23 protein-coding genes and 1 pseudogene are annotated in these 22,611 nt (G+C 73.3%); 8 read left to right on the top strand and 16 right to left on the bottom strand.

Annotated elements, in window-relative coordinates:
• Nucleotides 1–111: 111 nt before the first annotated feature.
• Genes M8C13_RS36005 through M8C13_RS35970 form a run of 8 tightly spaced genes read right to left on the bottom strand, consistent with a single transcriptional unit; the run spans nucleotide 112 to nucleotide 7,327 of the window.
• Nucleotides 112–588, bottom strand: a complete 477-nt coding sequence (locus M8C13_RS36005; RefSeq protein WP_252485266.1) for a MaoC family dehydratase — start codon at nucleotides 586–588, stop codon at nucleotides 112–114.
• Between the two features lie 4 nt (nucleotides 589–592).
• Nucleotides 593–1,390: an enoyl-ACP reductase FabI gene (gene fabI / locus M8C13_RS36000; protein ID WP_252485265.1), complete on the bottom strand. Its 798-nt coding sequence runs from the start codon at nucleotides 1,388–1,390 to the stop codon at nucleotides 593–595.
• The gene (locus M8C13_RS35995; RefSeq protein ID WP_252485264.1) at nucleotides 1,383–2,600 is read right to left on the bottom strand and encodes a beta-ketoacyl synthase; all 1,218 of its coding nucleotides are present in this window, start codon (nucleotides 2,598–2,600) and stop codon (nucleotides 1,383–1,385) included. The genes fabI and M8C13_RS35995 overlap by 8 nt, the downstream gene beginning before the upstream one ends.
• The gene (locus tag M8C13_RS35990) at nucleotides 2,600–2,839 is read right to left on the bottom strand and encodes an acyl carrier protein (protein ID WP_252485263.1); all 240 of its coding nucleotides are present in this window, start codon (nucleotides 2,837–2,839) and stop codon (nucleotides 2,600–2,602) included. Before M8C13_RS35990 ends, M8C13_RS35995 begins: the two co-directional genes overlap by 1 nt.
• Complete coding sequence (locus M8C13_RS35985; RefSeq protein WP_252485262.1) at nucleotides 2,836–3,309, bottom strand: type II toxin-antitoxin system RatA family toxin; 474 nt, start codon at nucleotides 3,307–3,309, stop codon at nucleotides 2,836–2,838. The genes M8C13_RS35990 and M8C13_RS35985 overlap by 4 nt, the downstream gene beginning before the upstream one ends.
• Nucleotides 3,306–4,559 carry an aspartate aminotransferase family protein gene (locus tag M8C13_RS35980; protein WP_252485261.1) on the bottom strand — a complete coding sequence of 418 codons (1,254 nt, stop codon included), beginning with the start codon at nucleotides 4,557–4,559 and terminating at the stop codon, nucleotides 3,306–3,308. Before M8C13_RS35980 ends, M8C13_RS35985 begins: the two co-directional genes overlap by 4 nt.
• Complete coding sequence (locus tag M8C13_RS35975; protein WP_252485260.1) at nucleotides 4,556–5,698, bottom strand: acyl-CoA dehydrogenase family protein; 1,143 nt, start codon at nucleotides 5,696–5,698, stop codon at nucleotides 4,556–4,558. The genes M8C13_RS35980 and M8C13_RS35975 overlap by 4 nt, the downstream gene beginning before the upstream one ends.
• Nucleotides 5,699–7,327 carry an aldehyde dehydrogenase gene (locus M8C13_RS35970; protein WP_252485259.1) on the bottom strand — a complete coding sequence of 543 codons (1,629 nt, stop codon included), beginning with the start codon at nucleotides 7,325–7,327 and terminating at the stop codon, nucleotides 5,699–5,701.
• Between the two features lie 172 nt (nucleotides 7,328–7,499).
• On the opposite strand from M8C13_RS35970, the gene M8C13_RS35965 reads away from it, so the two are divergent.
• Nucleotides 7,500–8,186, top strand: coding sequence for a trypsin-like serine protease (locus tag M8C13_RS35965; protein WP_252485258.1), 687 nt, complete (start codon nucleotides 7,500–7,502; stop codon nucleotides 8,184–8,186).
• A 1-nt stretch (nucleotide 8,187) separates the two neighbouring features.
• On the opposite strand, the gene M8C13_RS35960 is transcribed toward M8C13_RS35965, so the two are convergent.
• Genes M8C13_RS35960 through M8C13_RS35940 form a run of 5 tightly spaced genes read right to left on the bottom strand, consistent with a single transcriptional unit; the run spans nucleotide 8,188 to nucleotide 13,525 of the window.
• Nucleotides 8,188–9,168 (bottom strand): DUF2156 domain-containing protein, encoded by a 981-nt coding sequence (locus tag M8C13_RS35960; protein ID WP_252485257.1) that lies wholly within the window; start codon nucleotides 9,166–9,168, stop codon nucleotides 8,188–8,190.
• Nucleotides 9,165–9,608, bottom strand: a complete 444-nt coding sequence (locus M8C13_RS35955) for a hypothetical protein (protein ID WP_252485256.1) — start codon at nucleotides 9,606–9,608, stop codon at nucleotides 9,165–9,167. The genes M8C13_RS35960 and M8C13_RS35955 overlap by 4 nt, the downstream gene beginning before the upstream one ends.
• 3 nt (nucleotides 9,609–9,611) lie before the next feature.
• The gene (locus M8C13_RS35950; protein WP_252485255.1) at nucleotides 9,612–10,826 is read right to left on the bottom strand and encodes a cytochrome P450; all 1,215 of its coding nucleotides are present in this window, start codon (nucleotides 10,824–10,826) and stop codon (nucleotides 9,612–9,614) included.
• Nucleotides 10,827–10,835: 9 nt separating this feature from the next.
• Nucleotides 10,836–12,197, bottom strand: a complete 1,362-nt coding sequence (locus M8C13_RS35945) for an FAD-binding oxidoreductase (RefSeq protein ID WP_252485254.1) — start codon at nucleotides 12,195–12,197, stop codon at nucleotides 10,836–10,838.
• Nucleotides 12,194–13,525, bottom strand: coding sequence for an NAD(P)/FAD-dependent oxidoreductase (locus tag M8C13_RS35940; RefSeq protein ID WP_252485253.1), 1,332 nt, complete (start codon nucleotides 13,523–13,525; stop codon nucleotides 12,194–12,196). Before M8C13_RS35940 ends, M8C13_RS35945 begins: the two co-directional genes overlap by 4 nt.
• Nucleotides 13,526–13,674: 149 nt before the next feature.
• Between M8C13_RS35940 and M8C13_RS35935 the strand changes: the two genes are divergently transcribed.
• The 3 genes from M8C13_RS35935 to M8C13_RS35925 all read left to right on the top strand — a co-directional run bounded on the left by M8C13_RS35935 (nucleotide 13,675) and on the right by M8C13_RS35925 (nucleotide 15,573).
• Nucleotides 13,675–14,322, top strand: a complete 648-nt coding sequence (locus M8C13_RS35935; RefSeq protein ID WP_252485252.1) for a TetR/AcrR family transcriptional regulator — start codon at nucleotides 13,675–13,677, stop codon at nucleotides 14,320–14,322.
• 125 nt (nucleotides 14,323–14,447) lie between these two features.
• Nucleotides 14,448–15,047, top strand: coding sequence for a GGDEF domain-containing protein (locus M8C13_RS35930; protein WP_252485251.1), 600 nt, complete (start codon nucleotides 14,448–14,450; stop codon nucleotides 15,045–15,047).
• A gap of 19 nt (nucleotides 15,048–15,066) precedes the next feature.
• Nucleotides 15,067–15,573, top strand: a complete 507-nt coding sequence (locus M8C13_RS35925; protein WP_252485250.1) for a phosphoribosyltransferase — start codon at nucleotides 15,067–15,069, stop codon at nucleotides 15,571–15,573.
• 131 nt (nucleotides 15,574–15,704) lie between these two features.
• On the opposite strand, the gene M8C13_RS35920 is transcribed toward M8C13_RS35925, so the two are convergent.
• Nucleotides 15,705–16,541, bottom strand: a complete 837-nt coding sequence (locus M8C13_RS35920; protein WP_252485249.1) for a LysR family transcriptional regulator — start codon at nucleotides 16,539–16,541, stop codon at nucleotides 15,705–15,707.
• Nucleotides 16,542–16,848: 307 nt separating this feature from the next.
• On the opposite strand from M8C13_RS35920, the gene M8C13_RS35915 reads away from it, so the two are divergent.
• Together M8C13_RS35915 and M8C13_RS35910 are read left to right on the top strand one after the other, a co-directional pair.
• Nucleotides 16,849–17,184: a helix-turn-helix domain-containing protein gene (locus M8C13_RS35915; protein WP_252485248.1), complete on the top strand. Its 336-nt coding sequence runs from the start codon at nucleotides 16,849–16,851 to the stop codon at nucleotides 17,182–17,184.
• Between the two features lies 1 nt (nucleotide 17,185).
• Nucleotides 17,186–20,098: a BTAD domain-containing putative transcriptional regulator gene (locus M8C13_RS35910; RefSeq protein WP_252485247.1), complete on the top strand. Its 2,913-nt coding sequence runs from the start codon at nucleotides 17,186–17,188 to the stop codon at nucleotides 20,096–20,098.
• A 46-nt stretch (nucleotides 20,099–20,144) separates the two neighbouring features.
• Here M8C13_RS35910 and M8C13_RS35905 read toward each other — a convergent pair whose 3' ends face one another.
• On the bottom strand, nucleotides 20,145–20,618 hold the full coding sequence (locus tag M8C13_RS35905; RefSeq protein ID WP_252485246.1) for a MarR family winged helix-turn-helix transcriptional regulator: 474 nt from the start codon (nucleotides 20,616–20,618) through the stop codon (nucleotides 20,145–20,147).
• Nucleotides 20,619–20,700: 82 nt separating this feature from the next.
• Between M8C13_RS35905 and M8C13_RS35900 the strand changes: the two genes are divergently transcribed.
• Nucleotides 20,701–21,255, top strand: coding sequence for a YceI family protein (locus tag M8C13_RS35900; RefSeq protein ID WP_252485245.1), 555 nt, complete (start codon nucleotides 20,701–20,703; stop codon nucleotides 21,253–21,255).
• A 43-nt stretch (nucleotides 21,256–21,298) separates the two neighbouring features.
• Nucleotides 21,299–21,472, top strand: a pseudogene (locus M8C13_RS35895) (pirin family protein); the annotation flags it as partial.
• 480 nt (nucleotides 21,473–21,952) lie between these two features.
• Here M8C13_RS35895 and M8C13_RS35890 read toward each other — a convergent pair.
• Nucleotides 21,953–22,549: a TIGR03086 family metal-binding protein gene (locus tag M8C13_RS35890; RefSeq protein ID WP_252485244.1), complete on the bottom strand. Its 597-nt coding sequence runs from the start codon at nucleotides 22,547–22,549 to the stop codon at nucleotides 21,953–21,955.
• Between the last annotated feature and the right edge of the window lie 62 nt (nucleotides 22,550–22,611).

The raw sequence follows: 22,611 nt of genomic DNA, 5'->3' as shown, positions 1-22,611 counted from the left end.
CTGTCGCGGAGGCTCGGTGAATGGTTACTCCAAATGTGCGAAATACCGAATTACCCCAGACATGACGCGCACCACCGGGACCGCGTCCGGCCCCGGCGGTGTCCTGGCCGGTCAGCCCGTCGGCGCCAGTTCGGGGGCGTGCAGCAGCATCCGCATCCGGGCGGTGTAGGCGGCCTCGGCCTTGCCCTCGACCTCGCCGGTGACGCCCAGCTGGAGGTCGGTGAAGCCGAGGGCCCGCTCGGTGGCGGTGAGCAGCTCGAACACCGCGCGCACCCGGGCGCCGACCGGCACCGGCTGGTGGAAGCGCAGCCGGTCCATGCCCTTGTTGATCACCAGGTCGACCCCGTCCACGTGCATGGTCTCGCGCAGCTGCGCCGGGATCAGCGAGACGGTGAGGAAGCCGTGCGCGATGGGCCCGCCGAACATGCCCTCCCTGGCCCGTTCGGCGTGCAGGTGGATCCACTGCCGGTCCTCGGTGACCTCGGCGAACTCGGCGATCCGGCGCTGGCTGACGGTGTGCCAGCCGCTCTCGCCCAGCCGCTGGCCTGCCGAGGCGCGCAGCTCGGCGATACTGCTGAAGATCCGCATCCGGCTATCCCCTCTCCTGGCCCGCGCCGACCGCGTGCGCCCCGCCGTCGACGTGCAGGATCTCCCCGGTGACCGAGGGCAGCCACGGCGAGAGCAGCGCGCACACCACCCTGGCCACCGGTTCGGTGTCGGTCTGGTCCCAGCCCAGCGGGGCCCGGTCCGCCCACACCCGGTCCAGCTGGTCGAAGCCGCCGATGCCGCGCGCGGCGAGCGTCCTAAGTGGACCGCAGGCGACCAGGTTGACCCTGGTGCCCTGTGGCCCCAGCGCTTGTGCGAGGTAGCGGCAGCAGCTTTCCAGGCCCGCCTTGGCCACGCCCATCCAGTCGTAGCCGGGCCAGGCCAGGCTGGCGTCGAAGTCCAGGCCGACCAGGGAGCCGTGCGCGGACTTGGCCAGCAGCGGGCCGAAGACCCGGCCGAAGGCGGCGAAGGAGTAGGTGGAGATGTGCAGCGCGGTGGCCACCTCCGCCCACTCCGCGGTGAGGAAGCCGCCGCCGAGCGCGCTGGGCGGGGCGAAAGCCACCGAGTGCAGCACCCCGTCCAGGTGACCCCAGCGGGCGTAGAGCGCGTCGGAGACCGCGTCCAGGTGCTCGGGTTTGGTGACGTCGAGCTCCAGCACGTCGCAGGGCTGGGGCAGGGTTTCCGCGATGGCCTCGGTGATGCGCAGGCCGCGGCCGAAGCCGGTGAGCACGATCTCCGCGCCGTGCTCCTGGGCCATCCTGGCCACCCCGTAGGCGATGGAGCTCTCGGTGAGCACGCCGGTGATGAGGATCTTCTTGCCGGACAACAGCTTCGGCTCAGTCACGGGTCAGCACCACCACGCCGTTGGCCCCGCCGAAGCCGAAGGAGTTGCTGACCGCGGCCTGGAGGTCAAGCTGCCGCGGGATCTTGTGCACGATGTCCAGGTCGATCCGTGGGTCCAGGCGGTCCAGGTTGGCCGTCGGCGGCACGATGCCGTCGCGCACGGACAGCACCGTGCACACCGCCTCGATCCCGCCTGCCGCGCCGAGGGCGTGCCCGATGGCGCCCTTGACCGAGGTGACCGGGGTGCCCTCGGGGTAGAGCCGCTTGATCAGGCTGCCCTCGATCACGTCGTTCATCGGGGTGGAGGTGCCGTGCGCGTTGACGTGCCCGATGTCGGAGGGGTGGAGCCCGGCGGCTTCCAAGGCGATCCGGCTGGCCCGTTCCACACCGTCGCCCTGTGGGTGCGGGGCGGTGATGTGGAAGGCGTCGGAGGCCCCGCCGTACCCGGCCAGCCGGGCGTGCACCCGCGCGCCGCGCGCCTTGGCGTCCTCGATCCTTTCCAGGACAAGGATTCCAGCGCCCTCGGCGGCGACGAAGCCGTCCCGGTCGGCGTCGAAGGGCCGGGAGGCGGTCGCCGGATCCGCGCTGCGGGTGGACAGCGCGCCGAGCTGCCCGAACCCGGCCATGATCAGCGGGGACAGCGCGGACTCCGCGCCGCCGGTGACCACCACGTCGCAGATCCCGGAGCGCAGCCAGTCCCAGGCCACCCCGAGCGCGGTGGCCCCGGAGGCGCAGGCGGTGGCCGGGGCCAGGCTGGGGCCGCGGGCGCCGAGGTCGAGGCTGAGCCAGGCGGTGGGCGAGCCGGTGCCTGCCATCGGGATCAGCAGCGGGGTCACCTGGGACTCGCCCTCGGCGCGCAGGATCTCGTACTGCTGCTCGAAGGTCATGGTGCCGCCGAGGGAGTTGCCCACCACCACGCCGACCCGTGCGCCGTTCCAGGTGGTGGGGTCCAGGCCGCTGTCCGCGACGGCCTCGCGGGCGGCGACCCTGGCCAGGTGCGCGCAGCGTTCCTGCCGCCAGGCGGTGCGGCGGCCGAGCTGGGCGTCGGCGTCGAAGCCGGGCACCCGGCAGCTGAAGTCGGTGACCATGCCGGAGAGCGCGGGGTCGGCACTGGCGGTGGACTCGCCGCGCAGGATCCCCGCCCAGCTGGCTTCCACGCCGATGCCCGCGGCGGTGACCAGGCCGAGCCCGGTGATCGCGAGGCCGTTCATCAGGCGGCCTCGCGCTTGGACTCGATCAGCGAGGCGATGGTGGCCAGGGTGTCCGAAGTGGACACTTCGTTGTCCTTGACCCTGACCCCGAACTCCTTCTCGGTCACCAGGCCCAGTTCCACCAGGGCGAGGGAGTCCAGGTCGAGCTCGGCGAAGGTGGCCTCGGGCCGGACCTCCTCGGGCGGCACGCCGAAGCGGGTGGTCAGCAGCGAGGTCAGCTGGTCGAGCAGGGTGCTCATGGGTTGGTCCTTTCCACAGGGATGGGGGGCAGGTCGTGCAGTTGGGTGTCCGCGCCGAAGAGTCCACTCAGGACGGAGCCCATGACCCCGCGCAGCAGCCGTTCGGCCACCGGGTCCATGGCCTCGGCGAGGCTGTCGATGCCGAAGTCGAAGTCCACCTGGAAGTCCACCGTGCAGCCGGCTTCGGCCCCGGTGATCCGCCAGGCGCCGCGGAAGTGCTCGAAGTCGCCGTCGACCTGGCCGAACTCGACGCTGGTGGTCGCCGGGTCGAGGTGTTCCCACTCCCGCCAGCGCAACCGGCCGCGGCGGAAGGCGACCTCCCAGGCGGAATGCCGTGGCCGGCCGGGGAAGACCTCGACGGAGCGCACCTCCTCGGCGATGGCCGGGAAGCGGGTGAAGTCGGTGAGCAGGGTGAAGGCTTGCGCGGGGCTGGCGCCGGGAACCTCGGCCAGCAGGTGGATCCGCCTCATCCGGCCACCGCCTTGGCCGCGGTGGCGAAGGCCTGGACGAGGAAGTCCAGCTCGGCCTCGTCCAGGGTGGCCGGCGGGGTGAGCCGCAGCACCTGGGCGGAGTTGAGCGAGTGGTTGGCGATGACCCCGGCGGCCATCAGCTCGGCCAGCAGGTCCGCGGCCATACCCGGCCTGCTGAACTCGATGCCGATGAGCAGGCCGGCGCCGCGCACCTCCCGCACCCGGGAGCCGAGGATGTCCTGGCACAGCGCGGAAAGCTTGTTCCGGATGTGTTCGCCGAGCCTGCCCGCGGCCTCGACCAGGCCGCCTTCCTGGATCGCCTCGATCGCCCCGCACACCGCGGCCATGGCCAGCGGGCTGGCGGAGAAGGTGGAGGTGTGCAGGTAGGGGTCGCGGTCGAAGGCGCGGAAGGCGGACTCGGTGGCCAGCACCGCGGACACCGGCAGCACCCCGCCGCCGAGCGCCTTGCCTGCCACCAGCACGTCCGGGGTGATCCGCTCGCGGTCCGCGCCCCACCAGTGGCCGAGGCGGCCCAGGCCGGTCTGCACCTCGTCCAGGATGAAGAAGGCCCCGTACTCCCGGCACAGCCGCTGCGCCTCGGCCAGGTAGCCCGCCGGTGGCAAGATCACGCCGGCCTCGCCCTGCACGGGTTCCAGGATCAGCGCAGCCCTGCCCTCGTGCGCGGCCAGCTCCCGGCGCAGCGCGTCCGGGTCGCCGTAGGGCACGTGGCAGACGCCGGGCAGCAGCGGCCGGAACGGTTCCTGGAACACACTGCGCGCGGTGACGCTGAGCGCGCCGAGGGTCTTGCCGTGGTAGCCGTTCTTGGCCGAGATCAGGTGGGTGCGGCCGTGCGTGCGGGCGAGCTTGATCGCGGTCTCCACCGCCTCCGCGCCGGAGCAGGCGAAGTGCACTTTGTCCATTGTGGACGGTGCTATCGCGGTGAGCGCGGCGGCGGCCTTGGCCGCGACCGGTTCGAGCAGCAGCTTGGCCGACACCGGCAGGGTGTGCAGCTGGGCGCGCACTGCGGCGACCACCCTGGGGTGGCGGGCGCCCATCAGCAGCACGCCGTAGCCACCGCAGTTGAGCAGTTCCCGGCCGCGGCTGGTGCGCACCCAGGCCCCGGTGGCCGACTGTTCCAGCTCGCGGCCGAACAGCTCGCCCAGCGCGGCCCGGCCGCGGCTGAGGTGGGTGCGGTAGGCGGTGGCGGTGCGCTCGAACTCCGCCTCGGCCGCCGCGAGGTCCACGGTCATGTCGCGTCCCTGGCCGAGCTGAGGTGGCCGAGCACGGTCTGCGTAGTGCCGGTCCGGCCGGGTGGGTGGAAGGCGACCGCGTGCGCGGCGGCCAGCAGGTAGCCGATCTCGCCGGCGGCGATGAAGGCCATGCCGCCCAGCAGTTCCGCGGCCGCGGAGGCGGTGCTGGTGACCAGTTCCTGCACGGTGTGCCGGGTGACCAGGGCCGCGGTCAGGGTGTCCGCCCCGGTGTCCCCGGCGTCGATCCGGCGGGCCAGGCCCTCGGTGAGCAGTGCGGCGCTCTGGTGCCGGATGACCAGCGCGGCCCGGTCGGCCGCACTGCCCCGGCCCCGGTGCAGCACCCGCTCGACCAGTGCCCCGGCGAGTCCACTGTAGACAGAGCAGACGCTGAGCTGGAACCAGGTGAGGCCGAGGATCTGGAGCTCGAGCATGCGCACGGCCAGTTCCGGGGTGGTGCGCACCAGCTGGTCCTCGGTGAGGAAGACGTCGGTGAGCCGGACCTCGTGGCTCTCCGCCCCGGCCAGGGCGAAGGTGGACCAGAACGGGTGCACGGAGAGCCCGGGGGTCATGGCGGGCAGCAGGATCAGCCCGAAGTCGGCCTCGCCGTCGCCGGTGGGCACCGCCACGCTGGCCGAGAGCAGGTCCATCGAGCGGGACAGGCTGCACGGCTTCTTCACCCCGTTGACCAGGTAGCCGCCCTCGACCTGCTCGGCGCGCAGGGTGGGGCGCAGGATGTCCTGGTCGGTGTTGCCCTCGGCGAACCCGGAGGCCAGCAGCAGCCGGTCACTGGCGATCCGTCTCGGCAGCACGGGATCCAGGTTCACCTGGGTGCCGATGGCGTCGAGCATCGAGTACAGGGTGCCGACGGAGAAGTGGTGCATCATGGTGGCCACCGCCATCGACGGGGCCAGCGCGCCGAGTGCCCGCATGACGCCCATCGCCTGCACGGCGGTGCCGCCAGTGCCGCCGTAAGCCTTGGGCACCAGCAGGTTCGAGGCCCCGCAGGCGCGGAAGAGCTGGATGGCCTTGCCGTCGTCGGCCTCCCGTTCGGCCAGGCTCATCCCGGCGAGCTCCGCGCGCAGGCCGGGGGCCAGCTCCTCGCAGACGTCCCGGTCGGCGGCCATGAACTGTAGATCCATTCACGCTCCTGGTTCGGTGATGCGGGTGTAGGCCTCGAAGACCGCGGCGCTGGGCCGCACGTTCTCCGCTACCGACACGCCCTGCAGGTGGGTGGTGCGCAGCACCAGGTAGTTGGCCTCGCCGAAGGCGCCGCCGGTGAGCCCGGTGCCGCCGTGCGTGGGCAGGTAAGGGAGGAAGCCGATGTGCGAGTCGTTGACCTTGAGCAGGCCGCCGTTGCCGACCTTGGCCAGGAACTCCTCGATGACCTGCTTGTCCTTGGCCCACAACGAGTTGCGCAGGCCGTAGCGGTTGCTGTCCACAAAGGACAAGATCGCGGCCAGCAGCTCCTCGTCGGGGGCTTCGCCGGGCACGACCACGGGCAGCAGCGGGAAGAAGGTCTCCTCGCGGACCGCGGTCAGCTCCCGGCAGGTGTCCAGGCCGTCCACCCGCAGTACGGTGGGCGCCAGGAACGGCCCGGTCTCGGAGGGTTCGCCGTCGACCTCCAGCCGCCCGCCGCCGCAGATGAGCGTGGCGCCGCGGGCCAGGGCGTCCTCGACCACGGTGCCGAAACGCTCGGCGCGCAGCACCGGGGACAGCAGCACGTCCGGCTCGTCCGGGTAGCCGGGGCGCAGCGCGGTGACCGCGGTGTGCAGCTTGGCGATCAGCTCCTCGGCGATGGCAGGGTGCACCACGGCCTGGTTGGGCACCATGCAGATCTGGCCGGAGCCGTAGAAGCACTCGGTGAGCGCCTCCACCGCGAGGTCCAGGTCGGCGTCCCGCCAGATCACCACGCAGTCGTTGCCCGCCAGCTCCAGGATCGGTTTCTTCCCGGCGGCCACGCAGTCCCGTTCCAGCTCAAGTCCGCGTTCGACGCCGCCGGTGTAGAAGATGTCGTCCACCAGCGGGTCGGCCAGCCAGCCGCGCAGCGCCGGTCCCGGCCTGCCGCAGAACATGTTGAGCACCCCGGGCGGCGCGCCGATCTCGGCGAGCGCGGGCACCACGTACTCGCGCAGCACGTGCATCACACCAAACGGCGCGCTGCGCGGGGCGCGCACCACCACGGTGTTGCCCGCCATCAGCGCGGTGGCGCCGAACAGGGCGCTGGTGGCCGGCGCGTTCTGCGGCGGGTTGACGCAGACCACCCCGTCCGGCCGCCGTCGCAGCAGCAGTCGCCGGTCGCCGTGCCGGAACTCCTGTTCCAGCTGCCCGGCCAGCCAGCCCACGGTCTCCTCGCTGGCCACCGACAGCATCCCGGCCACCTGCCACTCGGCCAACGGCCGCGGGTTGCCCTCGGCGATGAGCACGTCCACGAGGTCCTTGTGCCCGGCCAGGATCCGCTGCCGCAGCGCCAGGGCCAGCTCGACCCGGACAGCCAGTGGGGTGGCGCCCCAGGCGGGTGCGGCCTCGGCGGCGGCGGCCACCGCGGCGGCCATGGTGTCCTCATCGGCCAGTGCGCACCGCCCGACCACCCGGTCGGCCACGGTGGCCGGGTCGAGCTGGCCCTGTTCCAGCCGCCGTTTCAGGGTCAGGCTGCCGAACAGGTCGGTGAGGATCGGCCGCGCGCCCACGGTGTAGACGTAACGGTCGGAGTCGATCTCCTTCCCCGCCACGTAGGACAGGTAGGTCGGCACCGGAACCCCTGGGCTCATCGGTCTCCCTCTCGGCTGGCTTCGTCACTGGCACAGTGGCGCTGGGTGCCCGGCTGGATACCGCGAGCCGACTGAACTGAATTGCGCAGTGCTTTAGTCGGTGTTCCGCGGCGCTGACCGGCGCTTAGCGTCCGGGCATCCGGCCTGCGGAGCCGGTGGCACTGGAGGCGTTGTGCGCGCGAGGAACTTCATCGCCGGTCTGCTGGCCGGCTCGGCCGTGCTGCTCGGCCTGGCGGCCCCGGCCCAGGCGGGCGTGACCATCGTCAACGGCGAGTTCACCGCGTCAGCGCCGTGGAGCGCCCGGCTCTACCAGGACGGCAAGGACGGCTACTGCACCGCCACCGTCATCGCCGCGCAGTGGATCCTCACCGCCGAGCACTGCGTGGGCGGCAACCACCAGTGGGGCTTCCGGATCGGGAATGTGGAGCACGCCAAGGGCCAGTACGTGGACGTGGCCCCCGGCGGCCTGACCGTGCACACCAACGCCGACCTGGCGCTGCTGAAGCTGGCCAAGCCGGTGCGCGCGCCCGCGGTGAAGCTGGGCGCCCTGGCCGATGTCGCGGTGGGGAACACGGTCACCATCCACGGCTGGGGCCAGACCGAGCAGGGTCAGCAGTCACCGAAGCTGAAGAACGCGAAGCTGAAGGTCACCAACGTGTCCGCCGAGGACTACAAGGGCGGCCGGGCGATCAACGGCGAGCGGATCAACGGCGTGTGCGGCACCGGCGACTCCGGCGGACCGATGTTCGCGCCCAACGGCAACCAGGTCGGCGTGCTCTCCACCGGCAACGACACCAGCTGCCAGTACACCCACGTCGGCGCCTACCGGGACTGGATCCGGAGTATCGCGGGAGTCTGAGTCACAGCGCCCCGATCAACCGTAGCAACCGGTAGCCCGCGCCGAGGCTGAGGCCGTGCTCGAAGGCCAGGTACTCGGGCTCGACCAGGTGCGGGGCCCACTTGGTCTTGAACCGCTCCTGGGTGCGCGCGGAGTACAGCCAGCGCTCCCGCCCGGCGATCCGGCGCATGACCCCGTCGAGAATCTTGTTGTGCGCGCCGGGAATCCGGTGTTCCGGGTGGAGCTGGACGAACGGCGTGAAGCCCAGGTGCAGCCACTCAGCGCCCTCGCCGCGGAAGACCTCCGCGGCGTGGGCGATGACCGACTCGATCGCGCCGGTCGGGGCGGCGGGGTGGCGGCGGGTCAGGTCGTAGAGCCAGCCCGGCCGTGGCCCGTAGACCGGGGAGAAGGAGATGTAGGCGACGATCCGCTCCGCCGCCCTGGCCACGAACAGCCTGCGGTGCGCCGCGCCCCGGCCGCCGCGCTCACCGACCATGAAGCCGAGCTGCTTGACCGCGCGGCCCTTGGCGCACAGCCACTCCTGGTCGATCGCGGTCAGGGTCAGCGCCAGCTCACTGTCCATTGTGGACTCCTCGGTGACCTGGACCCCGGCGCGGCGGGCCTGGGAGAGCCGGTTGCGGGTCTCGGCGAGCTTGCCGCCACGCAAGGTGAACTGGCCCAAGTCGATGCTGAAGGAGGCGCCGAGCTGGTTGACCGCGTAGCCCAGTTCGGCGCAGGCCGCGGCCTCCTCCTTGCCCAGTTGCACGGCGGTGATCCGGCGGCCCTGTCCGGCGGCGAAGGCGCGGAAGGCCGCTGTCAGCGCTGCCTGGTCGGCCTCGGCCGCGCACGGCCCGGTCAGCTGCACCAGGTGCCGTCTACCGGCCGGCCGGTAGGCGATGAGGCCGTCGATCCCCGGGGTCTGGAAGTGCTCGGTGTCCTGGTTGTAGGCCAGGAACGCGCTGGAGCTGCGGGCGTGCGCGCGCAGCAGGTCCACGGCGGTCACCGCGATGCCACCGCGGCGGCCAGCCGGAGGTAGGCCGGGTGCGGCTTGGGCTCGAAGGACACCGCGAACGGTTTGAGGAAGTTGCCGAGCAGCCCCCGGTCGCCGCACAGGTGGATCGGGATGGCCAGCAGCGCCCACTCCGGTCGCACCAGCCAGCACCACAGCAGCGCGACCAGCCCAGCGGTGACGAAGCTGTGCGCCAGGTTGTAGGCCACGTAAAAACCGCGGTGGATCTTGCCGGTTTCGCTGCGGCGGAAGGCGATCAGGCCGGGCAGGTAGCCGATGACGTCGATGTAGGCGAACAGCAGCAGCGCGGGCAGCAGCCGCACCTCGTCCCAGTGCACCAAGAGGAGCCAGCCGCACACGCCCAGCGCGGCCAGGTATTCCAGGCGGAGCAGGCGGTAGGTGGTGCGGGTCTCGAACAGGTTGCGCGGATCCACGCCTCAGCCTCCCGGGGTGAACACGATGGGCAGGGACAGCGGGGCGCGGCCGATCCCCGGCATCCACTCCAGGTCCTCGAAGCGCGCGTTCAGCCGCAGGTCGGGCAGCCGGGCGAACAGGCGGGCCAGCGCGGTGCGCACCTCGGCCCTGGCCAGCTGCGCGCCGAGGCAGTAGTGGATGCCGTGGCCAAGGCCGAGATGCGCGTTGGCGTCGGCGCGGGCCAGGTCGAAGACGTCCGGGTCGGCGAAGCGGCGCGGGTCCCGGTTGGCCGCGCCGAGGGAGACCAGCACCCGCTCGCCCTTGCCGATCGTCACCCCGCCGATCACGGTCTCCTGCTTGGCCCAGCGCATGGTGGACAGCTCGGCCGGTCCCTCGTACCGCAGCGCCTCCTCCACCAGGTTGGTCACCAGGTCCGGGTCGGCGCGGAAGGCGGCGAGCTGGTCGGGGTGGCGCAGCAGGGCCAGGGTGGCGTTGGCGATCAGGCCGGCGGTGGTGACGTGCCCGGCCAGGAACAGCAGCAGCGCGTTGGCCAGCAGCTCCTCGTCGGTGAGCCGCCGCTGCTCGTCCCTGGCCGCGATCATCGCGCTGATCAGGTCCTCGCCGGGCGCGTGCTTCTTGGCCGCGATCAGCCCGGCCATGTACTGGTTCAGCCCGGCCAGCGCGGCCGCGGCCTGCTCCCTGGTCTCCGGGGTGAAGCCGACGTAGTCGTGGGCCAGCTCGAAGAAGGCGTCCCGGTCCTGCTCCGGCACGCCGAGCAGCTCGCCGATCATGCCGACCGGCAGCCGCAGCGCGAACTCCCGCATCAGGTCGGCCTGCCCGCGCGGGGCGAACTCGTCGATCAGCCGGTCGGCGGCGTCGTGCAGCGTGTCGTGCAGGGCCTCGATCCGGCGGCGGGTGAACGCGCTGCCGACCAGGCGGCGCAGCCGGTCGTGGTCGGGCGGGTCCAGGTTGAGCATGCTCGCGCCCATGCTCGGCGACAGGCCCTGGACGGACTCGGCGTCGTAGCGGCTTTCCTTGCTCAGCAACGGATCGGTCAGCGCCTGCCGGACCTCCTCGTAGCCGGTGACCAGCCAGGCGGTCAGTCCGGTCGGCAGGGTCACATAGCGCACCGGGGACACCGCGCGCAGCCGGGCGTAGGAGGGGTAGGGGTCGCGCTGGTAGTCCTCGTCGAACAGCGCGGCGTCGGCCGGGTCGGGACGGACCGGGCATTTATCCATTGTGGACACTCATTTCCCGTCGCGGCCGAAGCGGAGCGGCGCGCGACGTCCGGTGTGCAGGGAACGGCGGTCGTTGAGTTCGAGGAAGCCCTGGCGCAGCGGGTAGCGCAGCCGGTCCAGCACCGGCGCGGGCCTGGCCCCGCCGCGGTGCCAGGGCACGGTGGGCGGCGGCAGGGCTTGTCCGTGCAGGGCGGCGGCGAGCTGGCCGCTGAGCCAGCCCGCCGTGTGCAGGGCGGGCGCGATGCCCCGGCCGTTCCAGCCGCCGGCGAACCACACGCCGGGCTGGACCTGGCCGACGATCGGCATCCAGTCCGGGGTGGCCCCGCTGACCCCGGCCCAGGACCGGGCTATGCGCACCCCGTCCAGGGCCGGGAACAGTTGGCGCAACTCGCGTTCCAGACGTCGCCAGGTGCCGCCGGAGACCCTGGGCTGGGTGCCGGGCCGGGTGCTGGGGTTGGCCGCGCGGCCGCCGCCGAGGATGAGCCTGCCGTCCGGGCTCAGCCGCGCGTAGTTGAAGTAGGCCCGCGAGTCCAGCACCAGGTCACCCGGCCGCAGCGGGAGCGCGGCGAGCTGGTCGGTGGAGAGGGGTTCGGTGCACAGGGCCTGCGAGCGGAACGGCACCACCGGCAGCTCCACCAGCCCGGAAACCCTGGTGTAGCCGTCGATCGCGAGCACCACCTCAGCCGCGTCCACCTCGCCGAGATCGGTACGCACCCGCACCCGCGCGCCGGGTTCGACCGAGCGCACCGGCGTGCCCTCGAACACCTCCACCCCGCGCGCCACCAGCAGGTCCCGCAGGCCGCGGCACAGCCGAAGCGGGTCCAGCTGGTAGAGCGGAGCCACCCGCAGCGCGCCGAATCCGCCTTGCAGCCCAAGGGTTTCCGCGGTCTCCCGGGACGAGAGCCAGTCCGCCTCCATACCCAGGCGGTTCAGCTCCGGCAGGTCGCCGGTGTAGCGCCGGACGTGCTCGGCGGTGACCGGCAGCTGGTACATCCGGCCACGCACCAGGTCGCAGTCGATGCCCTCGGACGTGACCAGGTCGTGCAACGCGGCCATTCCCGCCAGGGAGGCCCTGGTCAGACTTTCCGCGGCCGCGGCCCCGACCCGCTTGTGTAGCAACCGCATCGAGCCCCACACACCCGGCCTGGCCAGCCCGGTGCTGTGCCCGGTCGCGCCGCCGCCGACCACCACGGCCTCCAGCAGCAGGATCCGCGCCGAGGGCAGCTCTTCGCGCAGCCGGTGCGCCAGCGACAACCCGGCGATCCCGCCGCCCACCACCACGACATCCGCGCGGTGCCTGCCGGTCAGCGGCGGCAGCAGCGGCTCGGCGGCCAGAGCGTCGCCCCAGGGCGAGGTGTGCGCGAGGGTCATCGGGACACCGCCAAGCTCGGCGCCTGCCCGGCGCGTTCCCGGAAAGCCTTGCGGCGCAGCAGGTTCAGCCGCACCAGCACACCGGCCTCGCGGAGCACCTCCGGCGCGGGCACACCGGAGAGGACCTGGTTCAGCGCGGTGCGGGCCAGCCGGGTCGCGGTGAGCAGGGTGTCGGCGTCCCGCTTGTCCGCCATGACCTCGTCCAGCCTGCGGACGCCGGTGGCGTCGAGCCCGCGGAAGAAGGCCTTGCGCAGCGCGCCGACCGGAGCCGCGTCGCCCAGCTCCTGGCTGTACCAGAAGTTGGCCAGCTCGGCCTCGTCCCGCCGCCGCGCCCACTCCCCCAACCGTTCCGGCAGCGCGGACTGATCGTCCCAAGTGGACAGCAGCGCGGTGGCCAGGGTGGCGGAGTTGCGCAGCGCGTCGGTGATGCCGTGGCCGATGGTGGCGTCCTTGGCGTGCCCGGCGTCCCCGGCCAGCGCCCAGCCCGGACCGAAGGGCTGCCGGAAGAAGCACGGGTAGCCGCTCATCCGGCGCAGCCCGCCCACCGGCTCGCCGCCGCTGGCGAGCTCGGCGATCTCCGGACTGACCCGCTCCACCCACGGCAGCAGCGCATCCGGCCCGGTGCGCCGGAAGTCCTCCGGATCGCCCACCGGCGGCTGCGCGCACAGGTAGTACTCCTCCTCCCCGGTGGGCAGGATGTGCGCCAGCCGCGCGCCGGCCCGGTGCCACAGCAGCACCCTGGGCAGCCGCTTGCCGCGGAAGTACCGCCACACCTGGCCGCGGCCGCTGCGGAAGGTCAGGTACTGGGTGGCGCGCACCCAGCGGGCCACCGGCGAGCTGCGCCCGTCCGCGCCGACCACCAGCCGGGCCCGCACCGGCCGCACCCGCCCGTCCTGGTCGGCCACCTCCACCCCGGTCACCCGGTCGCGCTCGCGCAGCAGCCCGACCACCGGGCGGCCCAGATGCACCTGCGCCCCGGCCGCGCGGGCCCGGTCCAGCAGCAGGTTGTCCAGCAGCTCACGCGGCGGGCACAGCCCGGGGTCGTCGGGGTGCCGGAAGGTCAGCCGCAGCTCGTCCAGGCGCACCTGGACCTCCGGCAGCGGCGGCACCCCGGCGGCCACCAGGTCCGCGTAGACGCCTTCGGCGCGCAGGTCCTGGGTGCCGTGGAAGATGTGCGTGGACAGCGTCGGCCCGAGCTCCACCGCCCGCTCGTACACCGCCACCCGCAGCCCGGCCCTGGCCAGCCTGGCCGCCAGCGCGGCGCCCGCGACCCGGCCGCCGACCACCGCGACGTCCACTGTGGACGTTGTTCTCGGAGTCACCGCCATCACGCCCCTTCGTCTCACCGACACAGAGACCACGAGGTGGCGCAGCGGATACACCTGATCGCGGAGCGCGAGAAAGTTGCCGCCACCCGGTATCCAGCGGGCCGCGGGCCTGCTCTGTCAAGGCAGACAGGCAGCCGAGCGGAGGACACATGGACACTCCCCTGGAGCAGAGCGCGCTCCGCCGCCCGTGCGAGGGGCGGCGCAGGCGGATGGCCCCGGCCGCGCGGCGGGCGGAGCTGGTGGAGACCGCGATCAAGGTGATCACCACGCACGGCGCCGGGATCAGCATGGACCAGCTGGCCGCCGCGGCCGGGGTGAGCAAACCCCTGCTGTACCACTACTTCTACGACAAGGCCGGACTGCTCAAGGCCGCGGGCGACCGGGCGGCCGAGCTGATGCTGGCCCGGCTGCGGCCCGCGCTGACCGGCCTGCGCGAGGCGGGCACCCGGCGGCAGTGGATCCGCGGCGCGGTGGAGGCCTACCTGGTGGTGATCATGGAGCACCAATGGCTCTACCGGTTCAGCCTGAGCAACCCGGCAGGTCCTCGGGGTGGCCAGGCGGCCGACCCGATCGTCACCGCGCTGGCCGACCTGCTCGGCGAGATCCCCGGCCTGAACCCGTCCCCGCCGCCGGACCCGGTGCGCTACGCGCTGGCCGGGATGGTGCAGGCGGTGTGCCACTGGTGGCTGGAGCACCGGCGGCCGGGCCGGGCGCAGCTGCTGGACGAGCTCAGCCAGCTGCTCTGCCACACCGTGGACGGCGTGTGCGCGCTGACCGCGGTCCCGAAGACCGGATAGGCGGCCGGACCCCCAGACCGACGCCTGTCCACGGCAGGCGGCGGGGGACCGTGAATCCCACCGACCCGCGAGGTCCCCCGCCGTCCGCCGCGACACTGACCGAACCGAACATGGGTGCCACCGGGATGAACCATCGACAACCACCGCCCTCGGCCCGCTGCCGCTCCTGCGGCCACGAGCCACGGGCCTGGGCCACCGACAAGCTCACCGGCCTGCTGGACCGCTGGGGCTGGGACGCCGAGGCCGGGCGCGCGCTGGCCGCCGCCCGCCGCCGGGACGAGCCCGCCGCGCTGGTGCTGCTGGACCTCGACCACTTCAAGCGGATCAACGACACCCTGGGCCACCCGGCCGGTGACCGGGTGCTGCGCGCGGTCGCCTCGGTGCTGCGCCAGGTGTGCGAGCACGCGGTGCTGGGCCGCTACGGCGGGCACGGCGGCGACGAGTTCCTGGCCTTCCTGCCGGGAGCCGACCTGGGCGCCGCCACCGCGCTGGCCGCCACACTGCGCGCGGAGGTCGGCGCGCTCCAGGTCCCGGCCCGCACCGTGTGCGGCCCGCGCACCGTCACCGACCTGACCGTGTCGGTGGGCCTGGCCACCCACTGCCCCGGCGCCCGCACCCGCCTGGCCGACCTGGTGCTGGCCGCGGACGCCGCGCTGCTGGCGGCCAAGCACGCCGGCCGGGACCGGGTGCACTGCGCCCGCCCCGCGCTCGGCCGCCCGGCCTGAGATAAGCGAGACTGCACCCATGACGGCTGCACCGGAAGACCGGGAGAACCTGACCTACAGCCTGTTCGGGGAGGCGGTCCGCGACCTCGCGCAGGCCATCGCCGATGACGGCTACGCCCCGGACATCATCCTGTCCATCGCCCGTGGCGGCCTGTTCGTGGCCGGTGGCCTGGGCTACGCGCTGGACGTGAAGAACCTGCACGTGATGAACGTGGAGTTCTACACCGGCGTCGGCACCACCCTGGACATGCCCGTCATGCTGCCGCCGGTGCCCAACGTCATCGACCTGTCCGGGGCGAAGGTGCTGGTCACCGACGACGTCGCGGACACCGGCAAGACCCTGAAGCTGGTGCACGACTTCTGCGCCGACACGGTGGCCGAGGTGCGCTGCGCGGTGATCTACGAGAAGCCGCACTCGCTGGTCAAGTGCGAGTACGTGTGGCGGCACACCGACCGGTGGATCAACTTCCCGTGGTCGGTGCAGCCACCGGTGGTCCGCCGCGCCAACCAGGTGCTGGACGCCTGAGCCACCCCGGCCGGGGCGCGCGCGAGCCAGCCCCGGCCCACGCCCACCAAGCCCCGCCGCCCTGCGCCGCCGCGCCCAGCCCAGCCCACCGCCCCACCGCGCCCCGCCGCGCCCACGCCGCCGTGCCCCGGCTACGGCCACCGCGCCGCGATGATCAGCTCCGCCAAGGCCGCCGCAGGCCCGTGCCCGGCCCGCCTGCCGCCCAGCACCGCGAAGTCCACCTCCGCCAGCGGCGGCAGCTCCCCCTCCACCGGCACCAGCCCCTCCGGCACCACCGACCGGGCGAACACCGCCACCCCGAGCCCGGCCAGCGCCGCCGCGCGCAACCCGTTGAGCCGGTCGCTCCAGCAGCCGATCCGCCACTGCATCCCGCAGGCCCGCAACGCCTCCAGCGCCCGCGCCCTGGTCAGGCTCGGCTCCGGGTAGACCACCAGCGGCACCGGCTCACCCTTGGTCACCCGCAGCCCCGGCCTGCCGACCCAGACCAGCGGCTCCCGCCACAGCAGGTGCCCGTCGGCCTCGGTGCGGCGCTTGGCCAGCACCAGGTCCAGGCCGCCCGCGGCGAGCCGGTCGTGCAGCAGGCTGCTCAGTTCGACGGTCAGCTCCAGGTCGACCAGCGGGTGGGTGGCCCGGAACCGGCGCAGGGTCGCCGGGAGGTGGCCCAGCACCAGGTCCTCGCACACCCCCAGGCGCACCTTGCCGCGCAGCTCCGGCCGGGCGAAGTAGGCCATGGCCAGGCGTTCCTGCTCCAGGATGTTGTGCGCGAACCCGGTCAGCGCCTCGCCGTCGCCGGTCAGCTTGACCGAATGGGTGTCCCGCACGAACAGCTGCCTGCCGGTGGCCTGCTCCAGCCTGCGCACGTGCTGGCTGACCGTGGACTGGCCGAGGCACAGCCGCCTGGCCGCCTCGGTGAAGCCGCCGGTCTCGGCGACGGCGAGGAAGCTGCGCAGCCACACCGGGTCAAGCACGGGTCCGTCCCGTCAACTCTCGCACCGCACCGGCCTACCACGACGGGCGGAGCGTGGCAGGCCGGTGCGCCGGAACGCGCGTCCTCCGGCGGCTGGGGGCCGTCGGCCGGACGATCTCCGGGATGGCGGGAGGCGCCGGGCGCCGGACACGGCGCGCGCGAGGTGTTCGGCGTGCCGGGCACTCCCGTGGCGGATCATCTGCACAGGACATCCTCCCGCCGGGGGCCGCCGCCGGAAAGCAGTCGATCATGATCACTGTTATCGCGAAGCCGGATAGGCGGCCCGCTCGGGCACTACCCTGTCCGCCATGGCGGAGGACGCTGCCGGGGACCGGAGCTGCGACGGCGCGCTGGTCAGGGTGTTCGCGCTGCTCGGGAAACGGTGGAACGGAGTGATCATCGGAACCCTGGCCGCCGGCCCTGCCGGGTTCGCCGAGCTGCGCAGGGCCATCGGCGGGATCAGCGACTCCATGCTCTCGGACCGGCTCACCGAGCTGACCTCGGCCGGGCTGGTGCTCCGCGAGGTCAGGGACGGCCCGCCGCTGGCGGTCTCCTACCGGCTCAGCGACCGGGGCGCCGCGCTGCTGCCCGCGCTGGACGAGCTGGCCAGGTGGGCCGCGAACCACCTGCCCACCGACTGCTGAGATGCGCTTCGGCATCCTCGGCCCGGTCCAGGCCACCCACCCCGACGGCACGCCCGTGCAGCTCGGCGGCCCCAAGGTCCGCACCCTGCTCGCGCTGCTGGCCGCCGGGGCCGGGCGGATCGTGCCCGCCGAGACGCTGCTCGACGGCCTCTATGCCGACGACCCGCCGGAGGGCGCGGCCAACGCCTTGCAGTCCCAGGTCTCCCGGCTGCGCAGGGCACTGGGTTCCGGAGTCGTCGAGTTTCACCCGACCGGGTACCGGCTGGCGGTCGACCCGGCCGAGGTGGACGCACACCGGTTCGCCGCCCTGGCCGCCGACGGCCGCGCCGCGCTGCGCCGGGGCGAGCCCGCCACCGCCGAGGCCCAGTTGGCCGAGGCCCTGGCCCTGTGGCGCGGCGACCTGCCGACCGAGCTCGGCCCCAGCCGCTGGCCCGAGCTGCGGCTGACTGCGATCGAGGACCACGCCGAGGCCGCGCTCGCCCTCGGCCGCACCGGCCTGGCCCCGGCCCTGCGCGAACACCTCGGCGCGCACCCGCTGCGGGAACGCCTGTGGGCGCTGCTGGTCCGCGCCCTGCTCGCCGACGGCCACCCCGCCGAAGCCCTGGCCGCCTTCGAGCAGGCCAGAACCCGCTTGGCAGAGGAACTCGGCGCCGACCCCTCGGCCGAGCTCGCCGAGGCGCACCGGCTCGCCCTGCGCGGCGACCACCAGCGGCGCACCCCGCCACCGGCCCAGCTGACCAGCTTCGTCGGCCGCGCCGAGGAGCTGCGGCAGGTCCGCGAGCTGCTGCGCAGGCACCGCCTGGTCACCCTCACCGGACCCGGCGGCGCGGGCAAGACCCGGCTGGCCATCGAGGCCGCCGCCGGGACGCCGGCCTGCTTCGTCGCGCTCGCCCCGCTCACCGACCAGGCCGACCTGCCCCGCGCCCTGCTCGCCGCCCTCGGCGCGCGCGAGGGCGCGCGGGACCCGCTCGACCGGTTGCGCGCCGCGCTGGCCGACCGGCCGCCGCTGCTCCTGCTGGACAACTGCGAACACCTCATCCAGCCCGTCGCCGAGCTCACCGCCGACCTGCTGCGCGCGCTCCCCGAGCTGCGCGTGCTGGCCACCAGCCGGGAAGGGCTCGGCATCACCGGCGAGGCCCGCCACCCGGTGCCCAGCCTGGACCGCGCGGCCGCGGTCGAGCTGTTCACCCACCGCGCCCGCGCCGCCGACCCCGCGCACGACCCGGCCGCGCATCCCGGGCAGGTCGAGCACATCTGCCAGGCCCTGGACGGCCTGCCACTGGCCATCGAGCTGGCCGCGGCCAGGGTCCGCGGCCTGCCCGTGCCGGAGATCGCCGCCCGGCTGGACGACCGGTTCGCGTTGCTGGCCAAGGGCGAGCGCACCGCGGCCGTCCGGCACCGCAGCCTGCGCGGCGTGGTCGAGTGGAGCTGGGACCTCCTCGACGGCCCGGAGCGGGTGCTGGCCGGCCGACTGACCGTCTTCGCCGGTGGCGCCACCCTGGCCGCGCTGACCGAGGTGTGCGCCGCGCCCGACCTGCTGGACGCGCTCACCGGCCTGGTGGACAAGTCCCTACTGACCAGGACCGGCCAGCGGTACCGGATGCCGGAGACCATCCGCGCCTTCTGCGCCGAACGCCTCGCCGACGCCGGGGACACCGACCGCCTCCGGCACACGCACGCCGCGCACTTCCTGACCCTGGCGCAGGCGGCCTCGCCCAGGCTGCTGCGCGCCGAACAGCTCGACTGGCTGGCCCGCCTGGACGCCGACTACGACAACCTCGTCGCCGCCCTGCGCTGGACCACCGCCACCGACCCGCCCACCGCGCTGCGCCTGGCCGCCGCGCTGGCCCCCTACTGGTGGCTGCGCGGCCGCCGCGCCGAGGGCGCCCGCCTGACCGCGCCGCTGACCAGCGGGCTGGGCGCCACCGCCCCGCCGGAGCTGGCCGAGGAGTACTCGGTCTGCGTGCTCACCACCGCCTTCGGCACCCCGGACCCGGCCCCGATGCGCCCCCAGCTGGACGAGGTCCGCCGCCTGCTGGAGGCGCGCACCAGCGCGCCCCGGCAGCCCCTGCTCTGGGTGCTGTGGGCGATGGTCGAGGGCCCGCCTGCCGACCTGGCGGCGACCGCCCGCCAGTACGGCGCGATGTTCGACGCCGACCCGTGGAGTGCCGCGCTGCAAGGCCTCAGCAACGGCGTGGTCGCCATCTACCGCGGCGACCCCGTGGCGGGCGAGGCGCTGCTGACCGTCGCGCTGGCCCGGTTCCGCGCCCTCGGCGAACGCTGGGCCATGATCCAGGCCCTCGGCGACCTCGCGCCACTGGCCGACCACCGCGGCGACCGCGCGCACGCGCACGCCCTCTACGCCGAAGCCATCACCCTGGCCCGCGAGCTGGGCGCCACCGAGGAAGCCGCGGACCTGCTCAACCGCCGCGCCGCCGGCCACCTGGCACACGGGGACCTCTCCGCCGCCCGCGCGGACCTGGCCCAGGTCGCGCTGCTGGGCCGCCAGGCCGGAGCGCCCGACTGGGTGGCCACCGCACAGCTGGGTCAGGCCGAACTGGCCCGCCGCACCGGCGACCTCGACCAGGCCCGGGCGCTCTGCACCCAAGCCCTCGCCGCCAGCCCACTCGGGGTGTTCGCCACCGAGGAACTGCGCTGCCAGACCCAGACCACCCTGGCCCGTATCGAATGTGCCACAGGTCACCCCGAATCAGCAAAACCGCTGCTCAAGGAAGCTTTCGCGATCGCGGTCGCCCGCCGCAACCTGCCGGCGCTGGCCACCATCCTGACCGTGCTGGCCGAGCTCACCGGCTCCCCCGCGCTGCACCAGGCCGCCGCCACCCTCAACACCCCGGCCCCACCACCGGCCGCCGCGGAGGAAGCCATCGCGCTGGCCGCCAGCCACCTGGCCTGACCCGCGCACCACGGCCCAACCCCCCGCCCGCTTCGGCCAACCCGCGCTACTCCGTGGGACAGCCGGAGGACTCGATGTTGGCCAGGAGTCGCTCGCACAGCGCGGTGAGCTCGCCCACCTGGGCGTTGTCCAGCGCGTCGAACACCAGCCGCCGGACCACCGCCACATGTCCAGGGGCGGCACCCTCGATGGCCGCCTTGCCCGCCTCGGTGAGCTGGATGAACGCGCCGCGCTTGTCCTCAGGACAGCCCGCCCTGGCCACCAGCCCGCGCTTCTGCATCCGGCCGAGCTGGTGCGAGACCCGGCTCTTCTCCCAGTTCAGCAGCTTGGCCAGCTCCAGGATCCGGATCCGGGGCTCGGGCAGCTCGCTCAGCTGGACCAGCACCTCGAACTCGGCCAGCGAGAGGTCCGAGTCCACCTGCAGCTGACGCCCGATGCGCACGGTCAGCTCGGCGTGCACGCGCAGGAACGCGCGCCAGGCCCGCTGCTGGGACTCCTCAAGCCACTCGGTGTCGGTCACACCCAGGAGTCTACCGGAATAGTTGACACATCAACTTGGGTTGTGCAGGATGTAGATGACACATCAACCAAAGGAGCTTCCGATGACCAGCACCCTCTCCCTCAGCGAACTGACCGGCGACTACGCGATCGACGCCACGCACAGCCGGGTCGGCTTCGTGGCCAGGCACGCGATGGTGACCAAGGTCCGCGGCGCCTTCAACGAGTTCGACGGCCGGATCAAGGTCGACGGTGACAACCCGGCCAACTCCTCGGTCGCGGTCACCATCGACGCGGCCAGCATCGACACCCGCAACGCCCAGCGCGACGAGCACCTGCGCGGCAGCGACTTCCTGGAACTGGAGAAGTTCCCGCAGATCCGGTTCGTCTCCACCTCGGTGGCCCAGGACGGCGAGGACTTCGCGCTCACCGGCGACCTGACCATCAAGGACGTCACCCGGCCGGTGACCATCGACTTCACCTTCGAGGGCACCGCCAAGGACCCGTTCGGCAACACCAGGGTCGGCTTCGAGGGCACCACCACCATCTCCCGCAAGGACTTCGGCATCACCTGGAACGCCGCGCTGGAGACCGGCGGCGTGCTGGTCAGCGACAAGATCGTGCTGGAGTTCGAGGTCTCCGCGGTCCGCGCCGCCTGATCCTCCCTTTCAGACTGTCTACAATGGACGGTCCGCGACCAGGATCGACTGGCTGGACTCTAAGCACTCCTTCTCCTTCGGGGGCCACTACGATCCGGCCAACACCCACCACGGCCTGCTACTGGTCAACAACGACGACGTGGTCAGCCCCGGCGCCGGGTTCGACACCCACCCGCACCGGGACATGGAGATCGTCACCTGGGTGCTGCGGGGTTCCCTCGTGCACCAGGACTCCACCGGTCATTCCGGGATCATCTATCCCGGCCTGGCCCAGATGTGGGTGGTGCCGGACGAGTCGGGGATCACGCCGGGCTACGAGCAGCTGGAGATCGAGGACCAGCTGCTCGCCGGCGGCCTCGTCCCGGTCGCCTCGGGAATGGACCGGCACCGGGACGAGCCGGCCATCCGGATCAAGAACAAGTACGCCGCGCTGCACGCCGCCCGGCTGACCGCGGGGCAGTCCGTGACCTTGCCGGACGCGCCGTTCCCGCACCTGTTCGTGCCGCGCGGGGCGGTCACGCTGGAGGGTTCCGGCGAGCTGGCCACCGGGCGACGCGGTGCGGTTCACCGCCGTCGGCGGGCAGCGCATCACCGCGACCGAGGACGCCGAGGTCCTGGTGTGGGAGATGCACGCGACCCTCGGCTGAGTTTCCCGTGCCCGGATGCGGCCGGTGAAGACGGCGGGTGCACCGGCCGGCTACACCGAGCTGGGCGTCCACTCCGGGTCCCGCCCGCTGAGGCCGATCAGCCGCTCCAGCGGCGACCGCCCCGCGTCCACCGCCACGACCGGCCCGAACAGGCCCTCCCGGTCGGCCTCGCTCTCCGGCCCGGAGAACTGCTCCACGAACTCCAGCGCGGCGGCCAGTTCCGCGGCCCGCACCGAGTAGTCCGCGCCGATCGAGCGGGCCACGTCCCAGCCGTGCACGACCAGCTCGTTCATCGCCACCATCCCGGCCACCTCACCGGGCAGGTCCACCCCGCCGACCCTGGTCATCCCGGCCAACGCGGCCGGGTCCCGCCAGGCCTCGGCCAGCTCGTCCAGCTGGGCGGGATAGGCGGTGCGCCAGTCGGCGGGCAGCCGGGCGGCGTCACCGGCCGGCGGCGGGCCGGTGTCCGGGCCGAGCTCCTTGCGCGCGGCTTGGGTGAAGGCGAGCGCGAGCCCGCCGATGTGCTCGACCAGGTCGCCCAGCCGGTACTCCGCGCACGGTGTCGGTCCGGTCAGCTGCTCGTCGGTGATCGCGGCGAGCAGCGCGGACATCCGGTCGGCCGCGCCGCCGAGCTCGATGGTGGTCATCTCATCTCCCCGAGGTGGTGGTGCGGCCAGTCAACCGCACCCCACCGACGAACGGGGCAGCC

This window comes from Crossiella sp. SN42 (assembly GCF_023897065.1).
In the GTDB taxonomy this organism is placed as follows: Bacteria; Actinomycetota; Actinomycetes; order Mycobacteriales; family Pseudonocardiaceae; genus Crossiella.
The sequence above is the reverse complement of the archived record's forward strand: the minus strand, read 5'-3'. Positions and strand labels throughout refer to the sequence as shown.

Excerpts from the sequence above, each read along its gene's own strand:
- M8C13_RS36005 (WP_252485266.1), bottom strand. The coding sequence starts at position 588 with ATGCGGATCTTCAGCAGTATCGCCGAGCTGCGCGCCTCGGCAGGCCAG.
- M8C13_RS35995 (WP_252485264.1), bottom strand. The coding sequence starts at position 2,600 with ATGAACGGCCTCGCGATCACCGGGCTCGGCCTGGTCACCGCCGCGGGC.
- M8C13_RS35990 (WP_252485263.1), bottom strand. The coding sequence starts at position 2,839 with ATGAGCACCCTGCTCGACCAGCTGACCTCGCTGCTGACCACCCGCTTC.
- M8C13_RS35985 (WP_252485262.1), bottom strand. The coding sequence starts at position 3,309 with ATGAGGCGGATCCACCTGCTGGCCGAGGTTCCCGGCGCCAGCCCCGCG.
- M8C13_RS35980 (WP_252485261.1), bottom strand. The coding sequence starts at position 4,559 with ATGACCGTGGACCTCGCGGCGGCCGAGGCGGAGTTCGAGCGCACCGCC.
- M8C13_RS35975 (WP_252485260.1), bottom strand. The coding sequence starts at position 5,698 with ATGGATCTACAGTTCATGGCCGCCGACCGGGACGTCTGCGAGGAGCTG.
- M8C13_RS35970 (WP_252485259.1), bottom strand. The coding sequence starts at position 7,327 with ATGAGCCCAGGGGTTCCGGTGCCGACCTACCTGTCCTACGTGGCGGGG.
- M8C13_RS35950 (WP_252485255.1), bottom strand. The coding sequence starts at position 10,826 with ATGGATAAATGCCCGGTCCGTCCCGACCCGGCCGACGCCGCGCTGTTC.
- M8C13_RS35945 (WP_252485254.1), bottom strand. The coding sequence starts at position 12,197 with ATGACCCTCGCGCACACCTCGCCCTGGGGCGACGCTCTGGCCGCCGAG.
- M8C13_RS35940 (WP_252485253.1), bottom strand. The coding sequence starts at position 13,525 with ATGGCGGTGACTCCGAGAACAACGTCCACAGTGGACGTCGCGGTGGTC.
- M8C13_RS35935 (WP_252485252.1), top strand. The coding sequence starts at position 13,675 with ATGGACACTCCCCTGGAGCAGAGCGCGCTCCGCCGCCCGTGCGAGGGG.
- M8C13_RS35930 (WP_252485251.1), top strand. The coding sequence starts at position 14,448 with ATGAACCATCGACAACCACCGCCCTCGGCCCGCTGCCGCTCCTGCGGC.
- M8C13_RS35925 (WP_252485250.1), top strand. The coding sequence starts at position 15,067 with ATGACGGCTGCACCGGAAGACCGGGAGAACCTGACCTACAGCCTGTTC.
- M8C13_RS35915 (WP_252485248.1), top strand. The coding sequence starts at position 16,849 with ATGGCGGAGGACGCTGCCGGGGACCGGAGCTGCGACGGCGCGCTGGTC.
- M8C13_RS35910 (WP_252485247.1), top strand. The coding sequence starts at position 17,186 with ATGCGCTTCGGCATCCTCGGCCCGGTCCAGGCCACCCACCCCGACGGC.
- M8C13_RS35900 (WP_252485245.1), top strand. The coding sequence starts at position 20,701 with ATGACCAGCACCCTCTCCCTCAGCGAACTGACCGGCGACTACGCGATC.
- M8C13_RS35890 (WP_252485244.1), bottom strand. The coding sequence starts at position 22,549 with ATGACCACCATCGAGCTCGGCGGCGCGGCCGACCGGATGTCCGCGCTG.